Origin of the sequence: Lysobacter changpingensis (assembly GCF_017308985.1) — a bacterium.
Classification (GTDB): domain Bacteria; phylum Pseudomonadota; class Gammaproteobacteria; order Xanthomonadales; family Xanthomonadaceae; genus Lysobacter_J; species Lysobacter_J changpingensis.
Map to the genome: position 1 here is coordinate 245,257 of NZ_JADWPE010000006.1, position 17,801 is coordinate 263,057.

Below are 17,801 nucleotides of genomic sequence, written 5' to 3' on the forward strand. Positions count from 1 at the left end.
CGTCATTTCGTGACCGTGATGATTCCGCACGCCACGCGCCCGCCCGCATTGCCGGTCGGCTGGGTGCGGTAATCGTCGGCCGCGGCATGCACGATCACCGCCTTGCCGGCGACATCGTTGGCCGCGCCGCCGCCGAGGGTCACGCCCTGCGCGTGCGCGTTGACCTGCGCGACGCCTTCGGCGTTGGCGACCAGGTTGTCCATGTCGCCGCCGTGGTGCGCGCCGCTGCCGACCTTGCCGTGCGGCTGCGCGGACGGGTTGAAGTGACCGCCGGCGCTGCTCGCGTCGGCCGCGCTGCAGTCGCCCTTCTCGTGGATGTGGATCGCGTGCGTGCTGCCCGGCGAAAGCCCGCCGACCTCGCCCGTCAGGTGCACGCCGTCGCCCATCGGCACGACGGTCAGCTTGCCGCTCACCAGGCTGCCCGAGGCCGACGCGAGGTTCACCGTGGCGGACTTCGCGGTCGACTGCGCCGTCGATTGCGGGGCCGGTGCCGCCGGCGTGGACGACGGGGCAGGCGTCGCGCCGGTGTCGATCGGCGTCGAACTGCACGCCGACAAGGCGACGACGGACACGGCGAGCAGGGCGGTGGCGAGGGTGGTCTTCATCGGCTTCTCCTTGCGAAACGGACAACGGTATCGGGTGGTGCTTCGCCGATCCGCGGATGCGGCCGGGAACGGCGGAAGCGGAACGCGGCCCCGCAGGCTAGCGGCGATGCGGTGGCCCGGCGGTGAACGCCGCCGTCACGAAGGCCGCCGCCGCCCCGGCCCGAGCTTGCGCGTGAGCGTGTTGCGGCCCAGGCCCAGGCGCGCCGCCGCTTCGGTGCGGCGGCCGCCGGTGTGTTCCAGCGCGGCATCGAACAACGCGCGTTCGAACCGCTCGCGCGCCTGCGCGTGGATGTCGTCGCGGCCGAGTTCGAGCTGCGCCCGCGCCCACGCGGCGAGGCGGCGATCCCAGTCATCATCGCCCGCGCCGTGGACATCGTCCTTGCCGGGCGTGGCCGCAAGCGCTTCGTCCAGGTCCTCGCGCGCGATGGCGTCGCCCGGCGCGAGCGCGGCCAGCCGCCAGCACAGGTTCTCCAGCTGACGCACGTTGCCGGGCCAGTCGTAGGCGACCAGGCGTTTCAGCGCGGCCGGCGAAAACCGCTTGGCCGGCGCGTCGAACCGCGCCGCCGCCGCACGCAGGAAACGTTCGGCCAGGCGCGGCACGTCCTCGCGGCGTTCGCGCAACGCGGGCAGGCGCAGGCGCACGACGTCGAGGCGATGCAGCAGGTCGGCGCGGAAACGTCCCGCATCGACCAGCGCTTCCAGGTCCTGGTGCGTCGCGGCGATCACGCGCACGTCCACCCGGATCAGCTCGCGCCCGCCCACGCGGAAGAACTCGCCCTCAGCCAGCACGCGGAGCAGGCGCGTCTGCAACGGCAGCGGCATGTCGCCGATCTCGTCGAGGAACAGCGTGCCGCCATGCGCCTGCTCGAAGCGGCCGATGTGGCGACGCTGCGCGCCGGTGAACGCGCCGGCCTCGTGGCCGAACAGCTCGCTTTCCAGCAGTTCGGCCGGAATCGCCGCCGTGTTGAGCGCGACGAACGGCGCCTGCGCGCGCGGCGATTCGCGATGCAGCGCGCGTGCGACCAGCTCCTTGCCGGTGCCGGTTTCGCCGGTGATCAGCACCGACAGCGGCGCCTGCGCGAGGCGGCCGATCGCGCGGAACAAGGTGCGCATCGCCGGCGTTTCGCCGATGAGCGCGTCGTCGCTGGTCGCCGCCGTTTCGCGCGGCGGCGCGGCCGGCGCTTCGCGCGTGGCGAGCGTGCGTGCGGCCAGCTCGACGGCTTCGTCCAGGTCGAACGGTTTGGAAAGGAACTCGTGCGCGCCGCCACGAAACGCCCCCGCCGTGCTGGCGACGTCGGTGTAGGCGCTCATCACGATGACCGGCAGCTTCGGCGCTTGCGCCTTGAGTTTGTCGAGCAGCACCAGGCCGTCGTCGCCAGGCATGCGCACGTCGGTGAACAGCAGGTCCGGCGCACCGCGTTCGGCGAGCGCATCGAGCGCGTCGCGCGCGTTCTCGAAGCCGTCGACGCGATAGCCCGCCTCGCGCAGCGCCGTGGCCAGCACGAAACGCACGCTGCGGTCGTCGTCGACCACCCAGATGCGGGCGTCGTTCGCGTCGTGCGGCTTCATTCGGGCAACCTCATTCGGGCGATTCCTCGACGTGCATCGGCAGCAGCAGGGTGAACACGGTGTGGCCCGGGCGCGAGCGGTACGCGAGCGAACCGCGATGCTCGCGCGCGACCTGCTGCGCGAGCGCGAGCCCGAGCCCGCTGCCTTCCGCGCGGCCGGACACGAGCGGCAGGAACAGGCGTTCGCTGAGTTCTTCCGGAACGCCACGTCCGTCGTCGACGATCTCCAGCCGCAGCGCGATCGGATGCACCGCATCGGCGATGCGCACCGCGTGTTCGGCGCGCGTGCGCAGCGTGACGTTCGCCGCGCCGGCCTCGATCGCGTTGCGCACCAGGTTCCAGACCGATTGCATGAGGCGGTCGGAATCGCCGGCGAACTCGGGCAGGCTCGGGTCGTAATCGCGCACCAGCCGCACGGCCCAGCCCGCCTCGCTTTCGGCCAGGCGCAGCACGCGTTCGAGCACCGCGTGGATGTTGAGCGGTGCGTGCGGACGCGGCGGCGCGGGCGTGAGCAGGCGATCGACCAGCGCGGTGAGGCGTTCGACTTCCGAGCCGATCATCGCCACCAGTTCACGCGAATCGCCGTGGTTCTCGCCGTCGAGCCGACGCGCGAGCAGCTGCGCGGCGCCCTTCAGCCCGGCGAGCGGGTTGCGCAGTTCGTGCGCGAGTCCCTTCAGCGACGCGGACAGCGCCGACGGCAGCAGCAGCGCCGGATCGTCGCCGGGGAATTCATCGACCGGATGCGCCTCCAGCAGCCAGCCGCCGTCATCGCGCCGGCTCAGCCATACGTCGGCGAAGCACTCCTCGCCATCGGCGTAACGCAGGCGGCTCCGGCGCAGGCGCAGCGGGGCGTCGGTCGCGTCGAGCCGGCCCATCGCGTCGGCAAGACGCCCTTCGCCACCATCGAGCCCCGCCAGCGGCCAGCCCATCAGGCGGCGCGCGCCGACCCCGAGCCAGCGCGAGAACGCCGCGTTGCAGCCGACGATCGCGCCTTCCTCGTCGCTCCACGCGACCGGCGTGGTCAGGACGTCGAGCTCGGGGCGGGCGGTCTCGGGCGAGGGCGGGACGGGCATTGCACCATGTTAGTGCAGGCGCGCCCGGCGAATGCGCCTCTACGGGGTGGATTCGTCCGGCGCGGGTGCGGTCACCTTGTCCACCTCGCCGACGTTGACGGTGCCGGCGCCGATCCGCTTCATCAGCGCGCGCAGGTCGAGTTCCTCCTGGGCCCAGTAGGCATCCGGGCGCATGCGCTGGTCGGCGTAGAACGTGGTGCCGTCTGAACGGGCCGGACCCGGGCGCGTGCCGCCGCCGCCCGCCCAGAACTCGGGCCGGCCGAGGCTCACCGTGAGCGGCGAGGTCAGTTGGCCGGTGCGACTGCCGGTCTGGTTGCGCGCGAACCGGCGCAGCTCGCGGTTGGTGCGTTCGCGTGCGGCCTCGTCGCCGTAGCGCTCGTAGAAGCGCGGGCCCTGTTCCAGCACCTGTGCGCGCTGCTCCGCCGTGAGCGCGGACCAGATGCGTTCGCGCATGCCGGCGAGGTCGGGGTTGTCGCTGCCATCGGCCGCCAGGTCGGCCCAGATGTAGGCCTGCACGGGATCGCGATCCACGCCCTCGCCGTTCCAGTACATCATCGTGAGCAGGTGCCGGGAGAGCTTGTCGCCATAGGACGCGGCGCGCTCGAACTGCTGCCGCGCCTCTTCCATGCGGCCGTTGTCGTAGGCCCACAGGCCGTGCCAGCGCGCAAGTTCGTTGGGATGGCCCTGCGCCTGCTGCAGCGCGACCTGATAGGTCTCCAGCGTGATCGCGCGCTCCTGCGCCCACGCGGGCGCGGCGATACAGCCCACGACCAAGCACGCTGCCGTCAGAAGCGGATGCATCGACTGCCCTCCATTGGTGATCGATCGCGTCGCCGCGAGCATACGCCCGGTTGCGTAGCCCGGGTAAGCGGAGCGCACCGCGCCTCCGTGCAACTCAGTTGCGGTAGTGATGAACGCGCCGCAGCGCGCTGCACCCTAGACGCGCGCGCGTTCCTGGGGACTCGCCACGGCAACCCGGGTGCGCTTCGACGTCGACGCGCATCAGCCCGGGTGCGGCCTGCGGCCTTGCCCGGGCTGCAAACGCCGGCAATCCGAAGCGCTCCCGGCGAGCGCATCACCGGTACAGCAGGATCAGATGCGCCACCCGCCAGAACAGCACCAGGTACACGGCGACGAGCAGCGTGTGCCAGCGGCGCGGCAGGCGCGCCTTCGACAGCCGGTGCATGCCGTCGGCGAGGTTCAGCAACACCAGCGCCGCGCCGATCGCCGCGACGAGATAACCGGTCGAGCGGAAGGCGAGGGGGCCGATCTCGCGCGGGTCGTGCCGGGTCGCCTCCAGCCCCGCGGCCAGGACCAGCGTGGCGACGACCAGGTTGCGCGCGTGCTCGAAGATCAGCCGCGACACGCCACGTTCGAACAGCACGTGCCGCAGCACGCGCAGCCGGTTCGCCCCTCGCGCCATGCCGCCGGTCCCGCGCGTCAGAACGCGAAGCCGTAGCCGATGGCCGGACCCTTGACCACCAGGTCCGTGGACACGTCGCGCGCCTGCGCGTCCACGTCGAGATAGCGGTAGCCGAAGTACCACGCGCCCGACTTCATCCGGTAGTTCGCGATGAGGCTCGCGTTCCACGTGCCCTCGGTCTCGCCCCAGGATCCGTCGCCGCGCAGCGTCAACCCCCAGCGTTCCGCGAACGACCAGGTGTAGCGCGCGCCGAGCATGAAATCGCTGAAGGACTCGTCCAGGTCCGCGCGCATCTGCGGCACGCCGAGCGGGCCGGTCGGCGTGATGGTGCTGGCGATGTCGAGATCGAGATAGCGCAGCCCCGCGAACACCTCGCCGCCCGTGAAGCGCTGCCCGCCAGGGCTCCACACCGCGGCGGCCTCGAACAGGCGCGTGTCGAGGTCGGATTCGGCCTGGAAGAGCCGGCGCGAGGAATCCTGCGACAGGCCGAGGTAGGTGAAATCGGCGAACGCGCCGAAGTGCTCGCCCTGTCCTTCGGCGTGCATCTGGAACGCGCCGTCGAGCTTGTCCACCACATCGCCGAAGCTCAGCCGGCGGGTGATCGCCGCCGACGCCGGCGGCGGTGTCTCCAGGTCCGTGCTGATGTCGACCGCCCACACGTAGGGCGCCACGATCCAGTTCCAGCGATCCTGCGCGCCCGCGGTGCCCGACCAGGCGAGCAGGCCCAGCGGCAGGGCGAATGCACAACGCGTCATCGGCCTCATGGCGTTTCCTCCCTGCGACGAAGCGGCGCTTACTTCAGGTACTCGACGTCGAGCTTGTCGATCGTGCCGTTGTACGCGAACGGCTTGCGGTCGAAGTACGCCTGCGACACCGGCGAATAGCTGTCGCGACCGACGTCGAAGGCATCGTTGGCGGTGAACGTCAGCGGCGCCGAGCGCGGCACGCGGCCCTGCGCGACGGCCTTGCCGTTGACGCGAACTTCGACGTCGAGCGGCCCGGCGTGCTTCTCGTCCGCCTTGCGCGTTTCCACCTCGATCTTCACCTTGCCGGTGGGAAGCGGCGCGGACGACGCGAAGTTCGTGCGTTCGACCTCGAACAGGTTGTACTCGTAGTTCAACCTGCCTTCCTCGACCCACAGCGCGAGGCCACCGGAGAACGCGCCCAGCGCGTACAGCACGCCCTTCGAATCGGGCTTCAGTTCGGTTTCGATCGTCACCAGGTTGCTGCGCGCGCCGAGCTTGGGCGCGGTGAACTCCGGCACCGCGAAGACTTCCTGCGTGTAGCTGAACTGCGTGGCCGGATTCGACGGCGCATCCTCGGGATGGAACACCGCCGACCACAGGCCGCCGCCGACCGGCCACACCTTGTTCGCCTTCGCCTGCGCATCGAACGACTGCTTCAGCGCGGCGACCTTGTCGGGATGCTGCGCCGCCACGTCCTTCGCCTGCGAATAGTCGGTGCGCAGGTCGTGCAGCTCCCACGCGTCCTTGTCGGGCGACCAGGTCATGATCGCCGGATCGACGCCCGCCTTCCACGGAATGCGCGGGCCGAACACCGAGGCGATCCACTCGTCCTCGTAGTAGGCGCGGCTGCCCATGATCTCGAAGTACTGGCCCTTCTTGCGTCCCGCCGCCTTCGGCGCGTCGAAGGTGTAGGCCATGCTCACGCCGTCCAGCGGGTCCTGGGTGATGCCGTCGACGAGCCTGGGCGGGGTGATGTCGAGCACGTCGTAGATCGTCGGCACGATGTCGTTGACGTGGTGGAACTGCGTGCGGGGCGTCTTGTCGGGCTTGATCGTGCCCGGCCACGACACCACCAGCGGCGTGCGCGTGCCGCCGAAATGCGCGGCGACCAGCTTGGTCGAGCGGTGCGGCGTCGAGCCGGCCCATGCCCAGCCGGCGTGGTACATGTTGTCGGCCTTCGGCGAGCCCAGCACCTCCATGCCGCCGAGTTCGTTCATCGCGCGGATGTGGTCGCTGATCTGCGTGGCGATGCCGTTCTGCGCGAGCAGTTCGCTGATCGTGCCGTTCTGGCCTTCCGCGCTGGAGCCGTTGTCGCCCCAGATGTAGAAGACCAGCGTGTTGTCGCGGATGCCCATCTCGTCCAGCGCATCGATGATGCGGCCGGCCTGGTGGTCGGCATGCTCGGTGTAGCCGGCGAACACTTCCATCAGGCGGCGCTGGAAGGGCTTTTCGTCCTCGGGAATGTCCGACCACGCGGCGAGCGAGTCCGGACGCGGCGTCAGCTCGGTGTTCTTCGGGATCCAGCCGAGCTTCTTCTGCCGCGCGAACACGTCCTCGCGCATCTGGTCCCAGCCGGCGTCGAACTTGCCCTTGTAGCGGTCGGCCCATTCGTTGGCGACATGGTGCGGCCCGTGCGCCGCGCCCGGGGCCCAGTACATGAAGAACGGCCGTTCCGGCGCGAGCGCGTGCACCTGCTTCATCCACGCCACGGCCTTGTCGGTCATGTCTTCGGTGAAGTGGTAGTTCTCCTTGCCGTGCGAGGGATCGATGCGCACGGTGTTCTCGACCACCGCCGGTTCCCACTGCGAGGACTCACCGGCGAGGAAGCCGTAGAAGTAATCGAAGCCGATGCCTTCGCCCGCCGGCCAGTCGGTGTACGGGCCGATCGCCGTGGTCTCGTTCGCCGGCGTGTTGTGCCACTTGCCGAACGCGGCGGTCGAATAGCCGTAATAGCCCAGCACCTTCGCCGCGGTGGCCGAGGTGCGCGGGATGCGGCCGGTGTAGCCGTCCCAGTCGTTGGCGAGTTCGGCGATCTGCCCGTTGCCGACGCGATGGTGGTTGCGACCGGTCAGCAGCGACGCGCGCGTGGGCGAACACATCGCGGCGTTGTGGAAGCGGTTGTACGACACGCCCTGCTTCGCCAGGCGGCTCAGGGTCGGCGTGTCGATGACGCCGCCGAACGTGCCGGGCAGTGCGGGCCCGACGTCGTCGAGCATGATCACCACGATGTTCGGCGCGTTCGCGGGCAGGTGCGGCTTCGCCGGCAGCGGACTGTAGGTGGACTGCGCGATGGTCGGCCCCGCCTTGCTGCCGGAAGGGTTGGGCGGGAACGGCAGCGATTCCTGCGCGAACGCCGGCGCGGCGAGCAGCATGGCGCCGATGGCGATGGCGAGATTGCGGACTTTCAAACGGCTTCGAATGGCGGGCATGCGAACCTCCGTCGGGACGCAGACCGGGGGCGTTCTGCGTTGGGTGTCCTTGCTCGGCCGGGCGGGATTCACGAGCGCGCGCTGCGGCCGGGAATGCATTCAAGCGGGGCTCAGCCTTCTCAACGTGGCGTGAAGGCGGGGTGAAGCGGTCGTGCACGGCCACCCTCCCACTCTTGTGGGCCGGGTTAGCGAGGCGCACCCGGGGTCTGTGCAAGGTTGGTTCGCGCGTCATCCCGGGTGCGGCCTTCGGCCTCACCCGGGCTACAAACGCGGAGGCGGATGTCGATGCACGAACGCGCGCGCATGCATCGCTCGCCGAACGCGCATTCAAACCGCCACGCTACCTCGCGCATCCCAGCCGACGTGGCATCGCCCGATGCCGTACAGTCGGCGCGGCCGACGGAGGATCGCCCATGCGGAAGGTGTTGGTGACGGTGCTGGTGCTGGTCGCGGCGGGAGCCGCCGCGGTGTTCTGGTGGACCCGGCCGGAGCGCGACAAGCCGCTCGATCCGCGCATGGCCTGCCACGTGGGGATCTACAGGCTCGATGACGGGCGCCTGGTCGACGTGGCGCCGGTCTCCGACGAAGGCCTGCGCTGGCGCGCGATGGACGGGCGCACCGGCAGGATGGTCCAGGACGCGGCCGGCAAGTGGAGCGGCACCGTCGGCTGGAGCGAGCGCCCCGACACGACGCAGGTCTCGCTGGGCAGCTGCGAATCGCCGGCGTTCGCCTTCGAAGGGCATCGCGGCACGAAGCTCGAATTCCCCGCCGTCGAAACGCGTTTCCAGGGCAATGACGAAACGCTCGCCGGCCGGCTGGTGATGCCGCCGGGCAAGGGGCCGGTGCCGATCGCGGTGATGGTGCACGGCTCCGAGCGCTACTCGGCGCGCACGTTCAACGCGTTCCAGCGCATCTTCCCGGCGCACGGCATCGGTGTGTTCGTGTACGACAAGCGCGGTACCGGCGACAGCACCGGGCGTTACAGCCAGGACTTCCACCTGCTCGCCGACGACGCCGCCGCCGCGCTGAAGGAAGCGCGCCGTCTGGCCGGAGCGCGTGCCGATCGCGTCGGCTACAGCGGCGGCAGCCAGGCGGGATGGATCGAGCCGCTGGCGGCGCAGCGCAGCGATCCGGACTTCGTCGCGGTGAGCTACGGCCTCGCCGACAGCCCGCTGGCCGAGGATCGCGACCAGGTGCAGCTCGACCTGATCGAAGCAGGCTTCAGCGGCGACGCGCTGGCGAAGGCGCGCGAAGTGACCGACGCGACCGGCGAGGTGATGGCGTCCGGCTTCAAGGACGGCTACGACCGCCTCGAGGCGCTGAAGGCGAAGTACGGCAAGGAGCCATGGTGGGATGCGATGAAGGGCGAATACACGCGCGACCTGGTCACGCATTCGCCGATGATGCTGCGCCTGTTCGGCCCGATGCGCGAGGAGGGCACGACCTGGCGCCACGACCCGATGCCGCCGCTGCGCGCGATGAAGGTGCCGCTGCTGTGGCTCATCGCCGGCAGCGATGCCGAAGCGCCGCCGGAGGAGACGCGACGCCGGTTGCTGTCGGTGGCGCGGGTGAATCCGAACGTGGACGTGGTCGAGTTCCCGGGAACGGATCACGGGATCATCGAGTTCGAGACCGGGGCGGATGGCGAGCGCACGGGGCTGCGGTATGCGGACGGGTACTACGCGATGCTGGTGGACTGGATTCGCGACGGGGCGCTGAAGGATCGCGCCTATGGGAATGCGGAGCGGTTGGCGCCGAGGTGAGTTGGCGCTTCAGCGCTGCCGGGCACCCTCTCCCTCCGGGAGAGGGTTGGGGGCGAGAAGGCGCCGCTTGCGAACCACCGGTTCGCGCGCGTTCGAACGCCCGAACGGTGTGCGTTCGGGCCGGGCAGGGTCGGGGCGTGCGAGGTAACGATGCGGCGATGCTTCATCGGCGTTGCCGAGCTGTGCACTTCACTCCCTGCAAGCAGGGGGAGGGAGCTGTCACCTCCGCACCGGCAACCGCAGCACCACCTCCACCGGATCCCCATCCCCCGCACGCGTGCCCAGCTCGCCGCCGTGGCCCTTCGCGATCGCGCATGCGATCAGCAACCGCAACCCGAGGCCATCGCCCGCCGGCGCCACCTGCGGCTCGGTGAACAGCGTCTCGACGTTGCTGCCCGCGCGCAGCGCCGGGCTCAGTGGCCCGGTGAGCTGCACCCAGCCGTCGATCATCGCGATGGTCGCCGACGGCTGCGTGCCGTTCGCCGCCGCGCCGTCGCGCGGCGCCGAGACCAGCCAGAAGAACGTCGACAGCAGGTTCGCCAGGCGCGATGCATCGCCTTCGAGCAGCGCGTTCTCGGCGTCGTTCTCGTAACGCACCTCGACCGCGTCGGCGCCGAGGCCGCGGCTGGCCTCGACGATCAGCGCCAGGTCGATCGGCCCGCTGCGCGTGAGCAGCCGGCCCTGGTCGGCGCGCACCCAGTCGCCGATCTCGTCGATCATGCCGGTGAGCCGGCGCATCTGCCGATCGATCAGCTCGAACAGCTCGTCGCGTTCGTTCACGTCGTTGCCGCCGTGGCGCAGCAGGAACAGGGCGGACTGGATCGGCGCGAGCGGGCCGCGCAGGTCGTGCGCCCACTTGCTCATCCAGGACGGACTGGAACCGGTCATGGCGATGTGTCCTCCGCGAGCGGACGCAGTCCCTTGCTGCAGATGTCGGTGATGGCCTGGATGTCCGGCGGCTTCACCAGGTGATGGTCGAAGCCCGCCTGCAGCGTGCGCAGGCGATCCTCGGGCTGGCCCCAGCCGGTCACGGCGACGATCACCAGCGCGTCGCCGTGCGCGGTGCGCAGCGCACGCGCGACGTCGTAACCGCTGCGGCCGGGCATGCCCACGTCGAGGAACACGACCTCCGGCGTGAAGGACGCCACTTCGTCCTCCACCGCCTGCGGGTCGTACACCGCGCGCGTTTCGTGGCCGAGCAGGCGCACCATCATCGCCAGCGTGTCGGCGGCGTCGTGGTTGTCGTCGACGACCAGCACGCGACGCGTCGCCGCGGTCGCTTCGGGCGCGGGTGCGGCTTCCTGCATGGCGGACACGGACGTTCCCGCGCACGGCAGCCGCACGCGGAACGTCGATCCGCGTCCGGGGCCGTCGCTGTGCACTTCCACGCGCCCGCCGTGCATCTGCGTCAGGCGCTGCACCAGGGTGAGCCCGATGCCGAGTCCGCCGCGCGAACGCTCCACGGTGGTGTCCACCTGGTGGAACATCTCGAACACGGTCTCCATCTGCTCGGGCGTGAGACCGATGCCCGAATCGCTGACCCATACCTGCACCTGGTCGCCGTCGAGCGCGGCGCCCAGTTCGATGCGGCCCTGCGCATCGGAATACTTCGCCGCGTTGTTGAGCAGGTTCGCGAACACCTGCGCCAGCCGCGCGTGGTCCGCTTCCAGCGGCACGGGGGTGTCGGGCAGTTGCAGGTGCAGCGTGTGGCCGCCGTCTTCGATCAGCGGTCGCGCGGTGTCGACCGCGGCGGCGATCACGTCCTGCAACACCGTTGGCGCCGGACGCAGGGTCAGCTTGCCGCGCGTGATGCGCGCGATGTCGAGCAGGTCCTCGATCATCCGCACCAGCAGCGACAGCTGGCGCTCCATCATCGCCAGCAGCGGATCGTGGTCGTCGGGTTCGCGCAGGCGGCGCACCGCGAGCGCGTTCTGCAACGGCGCCAGCGGGTTGCGAAGTTCGTGCGCGAGCGTGGCGAGGAACTCGTCCTTGCGCTGGTCGGCCTCGCGCAGTCGGCGTTCGGCGCGCGTGCGTTCCTTGTTCTCGGCGATCAGCTCGCGATTGCGCAGTTCCAGTTCCGCATTGGCGGCGCGCAGCGAGGCGTTCAGGCGTTCGAGTTCGCGCGCCTTCTCCGCCTGCAGTTCGCGATGCGCGGTCGCCAGGTTCGCGTTGAGCGCCTGCAGCTGGCGCCGCTTGCGGTGCAGCTCGGCGAGCACGGACACCTTGGTGCGCATGATCTCCGGGATCACCGGCACCATCACGTAGTCCACCGCGCCGAGCTTGTAGCCGCGCAGGCGGTCCAGATCGCTCAGGTTGACCGCGGTGACGAAGATGATCGGCGTGTTCTCGAAGCGCGGATGCTGGTGGATCATCGTCGCCGTCTCGAAGCCGTCCATCACCGGCATGTTCACGTCGAGCAGGATGACGGCGTACTCGTCCTCCATCAGCAGCTTCAGCGCTTCCATGCCCGAGCGCGCGTCGACCAGCTCCTCGCCCAGCGGCTCCAGGATGGTGCGATAGGTCAACAGGCGCCCGGGCTGGTCGTCGACCAGCAGGATCTTGACCGGCGCGGCGGCCGTGGCTGCCGCGGCATCGTTCAACGTTGCAGCCATTGACGCAGGACTCCGAGCAGCTGGTCGGTGACGACCGGCTTGGCCAGGTAGTCGGAGGCACCGGCCTCCAGGCATTTTTCGCGATCGCCCTTCATCGCCTTGGCGGTGAGCGCGACGATCGGCAGTGTGCGACGATCGCCCAGCGCGCGGATCTCGCGCATCGTGTCGTAGCCGTCCATGCCGGGCATCATGATGTCCATCAGCACCAGGTCGAGCTGCGGCATCTCGCCGACCTTGCTGATCGCATCGCGGCCGTTGCCGGCGGTGTGCACGTGCATGCCGTGGCGTTCGAGCACGCTGGACAGCGCGAAGATGTTGCGCACGTCATCGTCCACCACCAGCACGTTCTTGCCGCGCAGGCCGTCGTCGGATTCGTGCAGGCTGCGCACCATGCGCTGCTTGGCCGGTGGCAGGTTGCCGATCACGCGGTGCAGGAACAGCGCGGTCTCGTCGAGCAGGCGTTCGGGCGATTCCACGCCCTTGATCACCACGCTGCGCGCGACGCGGCGCAGGCGTTCGCTTTCATCCGCGCTGAGGTCCTTGCCGGTGAACACCACGATCGGCACGTGCTTGAGCGAATCCTCGGCCTGGATGCGGTCGATCAGCTCGAAGCCGGTCATGTCCGGCAGGCGCAGGTCGAGCACCGCGCAGTCGTACTCGCCTTCGAGCAGGCTGCGCAGCGCGTCCTCGCCGGAGCCGGCGGTGACGATCTCGACGTCGTCGTGGCGGAGCAGTTCGACGATGCTCATCTGCTCGTTGGCGTCGTCCTCCACCACCAGCAGGCGCTTCACGCGCGGCGTCGCGTAATCCTTGATGCGCTGCAACGCCTCGCCGATGGTCTCCGACGTGGACGGCTTGGCCAGGTACGAGAACGCGCCGCGCTCGATGCTGTGGTGGCGGCTTTCCTCCACCGTGACGATCTGCACCGGGATGTGGCGCGTGGAGGCGTCCTGCTTCAGTCGTGCGAGCACGGTCCAGCCGAGCATGTCGGGCAGGAAGATGTCGAGCGTGATCGCCGTCGGCTTGTATTCGCGCACGAGGCGAAGCGCTTCGTCGCCGCGATTGGCATGCAGTACCTGGAAGCCGCGCGAACGGGCGAGGTCGCGCAGCACCGACGCGTAGTGCGCGTCGTCCTCGACGATCAGCAGCGTCGGCACGTCGGCCACCAGCGCGTGGCGGTCGTCCTCGAGGCGCTCCGTCGCGGGCATGTCGGCGGCGGCGACGTGCTCGGCCGGCACCGGCACTTCCACACGCACGCGGTTCGCGCTGCGGCCCGCCTCGGGCAGGGTGCGGTCCTGTCCGCTGCCGGGATTGTTGCCGACGTAGTTGAGCGGCAGGTACAGCGTGAACGTACTGCCTTCGCCCTCCACGCTGTGCAGGCGCAGTTCGCCGCCGAGCAGGCCCGCGATCTCGCGGCTGATCGCCAGTCCGAGGCCGGTGCCGCCGTACTTGCGCGCGGTGCCCGCATCGGCCTGCTGGAACGCTTCGAACACGATGCGCTGCTTGTCCGGCGAGATGCCGATGCCGGTGTCGGTGACTTCGATGGCGACCACCACCGGCGCGCGCGACAGCACCGGGTGGTCCTCGCTCCAGCCGCGCGTGACCGGACGCGCGCTGAGCCGCACGCTGCCCTGTTCGGTGAACTTGAACGCGTTCGACAGCAGGTTCTTCAGGATCTGCTGCAGCCGCTTGGGGTCCGAGCGCAGCGTCGGGCCGAGGTCGCGGGTGAAATCCACGGCGAAATCGAGCTTGCGGCGTTCGGCTTCGTGGCGGAAACCGCGTTCCAGGTTCTCGCGCAGGTGCGCGAAGCTGATCGTCTCGATGTCGATGGTGACCGTGCCGGACTCGATCTTCGACAGGTCCAGGATGTCGCTGATCAGGTGCAGCAGGTCGGTACCGGCGGCGTGGATGGTGCGGCCGAACTCGACCTGGCGCTCGCTGAGGTTGTCTTCCGGATTCTCCGCCAGCTGCTGGCTGAGGATCAGGATGCTGTTGAGCGGCGTGCGCAGCTCGTGCGACATGTTGGCGAGGAACTCGGACTTGTAGCGCGAGGTCTGCGCCAGCTCCGCCGCCTTTTCCTCCAGCGCGCGGCGCGCGTGTTCGATCTGCAGGTTCTTCTGTTCGACCTCCGCCTTCTGCGCGGCCAGCAGCGAGGCCTTGAGCGCGATTTCCTCGTTGGTCTGCTGCAGTTCGTTCTGCTGCGTCTGCAATTCGCCGGCCAGCTGCTGCGACTGCGACAGCAGGCGCTCGGTGCGCATCGTCGCCTCGATCGTGTTGAGCACGATGCCGATGCTGCCCGACAGCTGCTCCAGGAACGCGCGCTGCGACGGAGTGAACTCGTGCAGCGTCGCCAGTTCGATCACCGCCTTGACCTGGTCCTCGAACAGCACCGGCAGCACGATCACGCTGCGCGGCGCGGCTTCGATCAGGCCCGACTGGATGCGCACGCCGTGCGCGTCGTCGTCGCGTCGGATGTTCTCCAGCAGGATCAGCCGCGCCTCGGCCGCGCACTGGCCGACCAGGCCTTCGCCGAAGTCGAGCGTGCGGCTCGCCATCGGCGCGCTGTCGGCGTAGCCGGCGAGCTGGCGCAGGCGGCGCACCTCGCCGTCGGCGCCTTCGTCGACGATGTAGATCAGGCCCTGTTGCGCATCCACCAGCGGCGCGAGTTCCGACAGCAGCATCTGGCCGAGCGTGAGCAGGTCGCGCTGGCCCTGCATCATCGAGGAGAACTTGGCGAGGTTGGTCTTCAACCAGTCCTGCTCGCGGTTCGACTCGGTCGTCGCGCGCAGGTTGGCGATCATCGCGTTGATGTTGTCCTTCAGATCGGCCACTTCGCCGCGCACGTCCACCTGGATCGAACGCGTGAGGTCGCCCTGCGTCACCGCGGTGGCCACTTCGGCGATCGCGCGCACCTGGTTGGTCAGGTTCGCCGCGAGCTGGTTCACGTTGGCGGTGAGGTCCTTCCAGATGCCCGCCGTGCCCGGCACCTTCGCCTGGCCGCCCAGGCGCCCTTCCACGCCGACTTCGCGCGCCACGGTCGTCACCTGGTCGGCGAAGATCGCGAGCGTGTTGGTCATGTTGTTGATGGTGTCGGCCAGCTCGGCGACTTCGCCCTTGGCTTCCACGGTGAGCTTGCGGTGCAGGTCGCCGTTGGCCACCGCCGTCACCACCGCCGCGATGCCGCGCACCTGCGTGGTGAGGTTGGACGCCATCGAGTTGACGTTGTCGGTGAGGTCCTTCCACGTACCGGCCACGCCCGGCACGCGTGCCTGGCCGCCGAGCTTGCCTTCGGTGCCGACCTCGCGCGCCACGCGCGTCACCTCGGCGGCGAAGCCGTTGAGCTGGTCCACCATCGTGTTGATGGTTTCCTTCAGCTGGAGGATTTCGCCTTCCGCGTCCACCGCGATCTTGCGCGACAGGTCGCCCTTCGCCACCGACGTCGCCACTTCGGCGATGTTTCGCACCTGCGTGGTGAGGTTGGACGCCATCGAGTTGACGTTGTCGGTGAGGTCCTTCCAAGCGCCGGTCACGCCGGGCACCTGCGCCTGGCCGCCGAGCTTGCCCTCGGTGCCGACTTCGCGCGCCACGCGCGTCACCTCGGCGGCGAAACCGTTGAGCTGGTCCACCATCGTGTTGATGGTTTCCTTCAGCTGGAGGATCTCGCCCTTCACGTCCACCGCGATCTTGCGCGACAGGTCGCCCTTCGCCACCGCGGTGGTGACTTCGGCGATGTTGCGCACCTGCGCGGTGAGGTTGGACGCCATCGAGTTGACGTTGTCGGTGAGGTCCTTCCACGTGCCCGCGACACCCGGCACCTGCGCCTGGCCGCCGAGCTTGCCATCGGTACCCACCTCGCGCGCCACGCGGGTCACTTCGGCGGCGAAGCCGTTGAGCTGGTCCACCATGGTGTTCATGGTGTCCTTCAGCTGCAGGATTTCGCCCTTCACGTCCACGGTGATCTTGCGCGAGAGGTCGCCCTTCGCCACGGCCGTGGTCACTTCGGCGATGTTTCGCACCTGCGAGGTCAGGTTCGACGCCATCGCGTTGACCGAGTCGGTCAGGTCCTTCCACGTACCGGCGACGCCCGGCACGACGGCCTGGCCGCCCAGGCGGCCTTCGGTGCCGACTTCCCGCGCCACGCGCGTCACTTCCGACGAGAAACCGTTGAGCTGGTCCACCATCGTGTTGATGGTGTCCTTCAGCTCCAGGATTTCGCCGCGCACGTCCACGGTGATCTTGCGCGAGAGATCGCCCTTCGCCACCGCCGTGGTCACCTCGGCGATGTTGCGCACCTGCAGCGTCAGGTTGGACGCCATCGAGTTCACGTGGTCGGTGAGGTCCTTCCACGTGCCGGCGACGTCGGGCACCTGCGCCTGGCCGCCGAGCTTGCCTTCGGTGCCCACCTCGCGCGCCACGCGCGTCACTTCGGAGGAGAAACCGTTGAGCTGGTCCACCATCGTGTTGATGGTGTTCTTCAGTTCGAGGATTTCGCCGCGCACGTCCACGGTGATCTTGCGCGACAGGTCGCCCTTGGCCACGGCGGTGGTCACCTCGGCGATGTTTCGCACCTGCGAGGTGAGGTTGGACGCCATCGCGTTGACCGAGTCGGTCAGGTCCTTCCACGTGCCGGCGACGCCGGGCACGACGGCCTGGCCGCCCAGCCGGCCTTCGGTACCCACCTCGCGCGCCACGCGCGTCACTTCCGAGGCGAAACCGCGCAGCTGGTCCACCATCGTGTTGATGGCTTCCTTGAGCTGGTGGATCTCGCCGCGCACGTCCACGGTGATCTTGCGCGAGAGGTCGCCGTTCGCCACCGCGATGGTCACGTCGGCGATGTTGCGCACCTGCGCGGTGAGGTTGGACGCCATCTGGTTGACCGAGTCGGTCAGGTCCTTCCACACGCCCGAAACGCCCTTCACCTTGGCCTGGCCGCCGAGGCGTCCGGCAGTGCCCACTTCGAGTGCGACGCGCGTCACTTCCGAGCTGAACTCGCCCATCTGCGCGATCATGCGGTTGACGATGTTCGCCGAGCGCAGGAACTCGCCCTTGAGCGGACGGCCGTCGGCTTCCAGCGGCACGGTGCGGGTGAGATCGCCCTTGGCGACGCCGGCCATCGCCTCGCTCATCGTCTCCACCGGACGGACGAGGTCGTCGATCAGCGCGTTGACCGAGTCCTCCATCTCCAGCCACTGGCCTTCGCGGTTGGCCGGCACGATGCGCTGGCGGGTCTGGCCTTCGCGGCCGACGGCTTCGCCCACGCGCGCCAGTTCGGCGGCGAGGCGGCGGTTGTGGTTGATGATCTCGTTGAGGATCTGCGCGAGCTGGCCTTCCTGTCCCTGCCAGTTGAGCGGCAGGCGCACCGAGAAGTCGCCGGCGCGCACCGCGTCCATCGCTTCGATGATCACGTCGAGCCGATCGCGTGGCGGATCGCGCAGGGGCTCGCGCAACGGCTCGGCCTGCGCGCGCCGTTTCGGTGCCGTCGCGACGGCCTTCGCTGGCGACGGCTTCGCCTTGCGCGCCGATGGCGAACGGCGCGATTTCGTTTCCGTGGTCACCCGAACATCCCCCCCATGCACTGCGGC

11 protein-coding genes are annotated in these 17,801 nt (G+C 69.4%); 1 reads left to right on the forward strand and 10 read right to left on the reverse strand.

Features of this window, described 5'->3' with window-relative positions:
• Positions 1-2: 2 nt before the first annotated feature.
• The 7 genes from I4U41_RS15140 to I4U41_RS15170 form a co-directional block, all read right to left on the reverse strand.
• On the reverse strand, positions 3-605 hold the full coding sequence (locus tag I4U41_RS15140) for a superoxide dismutase family protein (RefSeq protein ID WP_206861998.1): 603 nt from the start codon (positions 603-605) through the stop codon (positions 3-5).
• Between the two features lie 135 nt (positions 606-740).
• Positions 741-2,174 (reverse strand): nitrogen regulation protein NR(I), encoded by a 1,434-nt coding sequence (gene ntrC, locus I4U41_RS15145; protein WP_206861999.1) that lies wholly within the window; start codon positions 2,172-2,174, stop codon positions 741-743.
• A gap of 10 nt (positions 2,175-2,184) precedes the next feature.
• Positions 2,185-3,246, reverse strand: a complete 1,062-nt coding sequence (locus tag I4U41_RS15150; RefSeq protein WP_206862000.1) for a two-component system sensor histidine kinase NtrB — start codon at positions 3,244-3,246, stop codon at positions 2,185-2,187.
• Positions 3,247-3,285: 39 nt separating this feature from the next.
• Positions 3,286-4,047: a sel1 repeat family protein gene (locus I4U41_RS15155; RefSeq protein WP_206862001.1), complete on the reverse strand. Its 762-nt coding sequence runs from the start codon at positions 4,045-4,047 to the stop codon at positions 3,286-3,288.
• 274 nt (positions 4,048-4,321) lie between these two features.
• On the reverse strand, positions 4,322-4,669 hold the full coding sequence (locus tag I4U41_RS15160; protein ID WP_206862002.1) for a hypothetical protein: 348 nt from the start codon (positions 4,667-4,669) through the stop codon (positions 4,322-4,324).
• Between the two features lie 17 nt (positions 4,670-4,686).
• Positions 4,687-5,433 carry a hypothetical protein gene (locus tag I4U41_RS15165; protein WP_206862003.1) on the reverse strand — a complete coding sequence of 249 codons (747 nt, stop codon included), beginning with the start codon at positions 5,431-5,433 and terminating at the stop codon, positions 4,687-4,689.
• 29 nt (positions 5,434-5,462) lie between these two features.
• Positions 5,463-7,844 carry an arylsulfatase gene (locus tag I4U41_RS15170; protein ID WP_206862004.1) on the reverse strand — a complete coding sequence of 794 codons (2,382 nt, stop codon included), beginning with the start codon at positions 7,842-7,844 and terminating at the stop codon, positions 5,463-5,465.
• 413 nt (positions 7,845-8,257) lie between these two features.
• Here I4U41_RS15170 and I4U41_RS15175 point away from each other — a divergent pair, with 413 nt between their 5' ends.
• Entirely contained in the window at positions 8,258-9,607 is a 1,350-nt protein-coding gene (locus tag I4U41_RS15175) for an alpha/beta hydrolase family protein (protein ID WP_206862005.1), read from the forward strand.
• 219 nt (positions 9,608-9,826) lie between these two features.
• Here the strand turns inward: I4U41_RS15175 and I4U41_RS15180 are convergent, their stop codons facing one another.
• From I4U41_RS15180 to I4U41_RS15190, 3 genes are read right to left on the reverse strand one after another with little or no spacing between them, the layout of a single operon-like run.
• Positions 9,827-10,495, reverse strand: coding sequence for a sensor histidine kinase (locus I4U41_RS15180; protein ID WP_206862006.1), 669 nt, complete (start codon positions 10,493-10,495; stop codon positions 9,827-9,829).
• Positions 10,492-12,219 (reverse strand): response regulator, encoded by a 1,728-nt coding sequence (locus I4U41_RS15185; protein ID WP_206862007.1) that lies wholly within the window; start codon positions 12,217-12,219, stop codon positions 10,492-10,494. The genes I4U41_RS15180 and I4U41_RS15185 overlap by 4 nt, the downstream gene beginning before the upstream one ends.
• Entirely contained in the window at positions 12,204-17,774 is a 5,571-nt protein-coding gene (locus I4U41_RS15190; protein WP_206862008.1) for a HAMP domain-containing protein, read from the reverse strand. Before I4U41_RS15190 ends, I4U41_RS15185 begins: the two co-directional genes overlap by 16 nt.
• Between the last annotated feature and the right edge of the window lie 27 nt (positions 17,775-17,801).

Excerpts from the sequence above, each read along its gene's own strand:
- I4U41_RS15140 (WP_206861998.1), bottom strand. The coding sequence starts at position 605 with ATGAAGACCACCCTCGCCACCGCCCTGCTCGCCGTGTCCGTCGTCGCC.
- ntrC (WP_206861999.1), bottom strand. The coding sequence starts at position 2,174 with ATGAAGCCGCACGACGCGAACGACGCCCGCATCTGGGTGGTCGACGAC.
- I4U41_RS15150 (WP_206862000.1), bottom strand. The coding sequence starts at position 3,246 with ATGCCCGTCCCGCCCTCGCCCGAGACCGCCCGCCCCGAGCTCGACGTC.
- I4U41_RS15180 (WP_206862006.1), bottom strand. The coding sequence starts at position 10,495 with ATGACCGGTTCCAGTCCGTCCTGGATGAGCAAGTGGGCGCACGACCTG.
- I4U41_RS15165 (WP_206862003.1), bottom strand. The coding sequence starts at position 5,433 with ATGAGGCCGATGACGCGTTGTGCATTCGCCCTGCCGCTGGGCCTGCTC.
- I4U41_RS15175 (WP_206862005.1), top strand. The coding sequence starts at position 8,258 with ATGCGGAAGGTGTTGGTGACGGTGCTGGTGCTGGTCGCGGCGGGAGCC.
- I4U41_RS15170 (WP_206862004.1), bottom strand. The coding sequence starts at position 7,844 with ATGCCCGCCATTCGAAGCCGTTTGAAAGTCCGCAATCTCGCCATCGCC.
- I4U41_RS15160 (WP_206862002.1), bottom strand. The coding sequence starts at position 4,669 with ATGGCGCGAGGGGCGAACCGGCTGCGCGTGCTGCGGCACGTGCTGTTC.
- I4U41_RS15155 (WP_206862001.1), bottom strand. The coding sequence starts at position 4,047 with ATGCATCCGCTTCTGACGGCAGCGTGCTTGGTCGTGGGCTGTATCGCC.
- I4U41_RS15185 (WP_206862007.1), bottom strand. The coding sequence starts at position 12,219 with ATGGCTGCAACGTTGAACGATGCCGCGGCAGCCACGGCCGCCGCGCCG.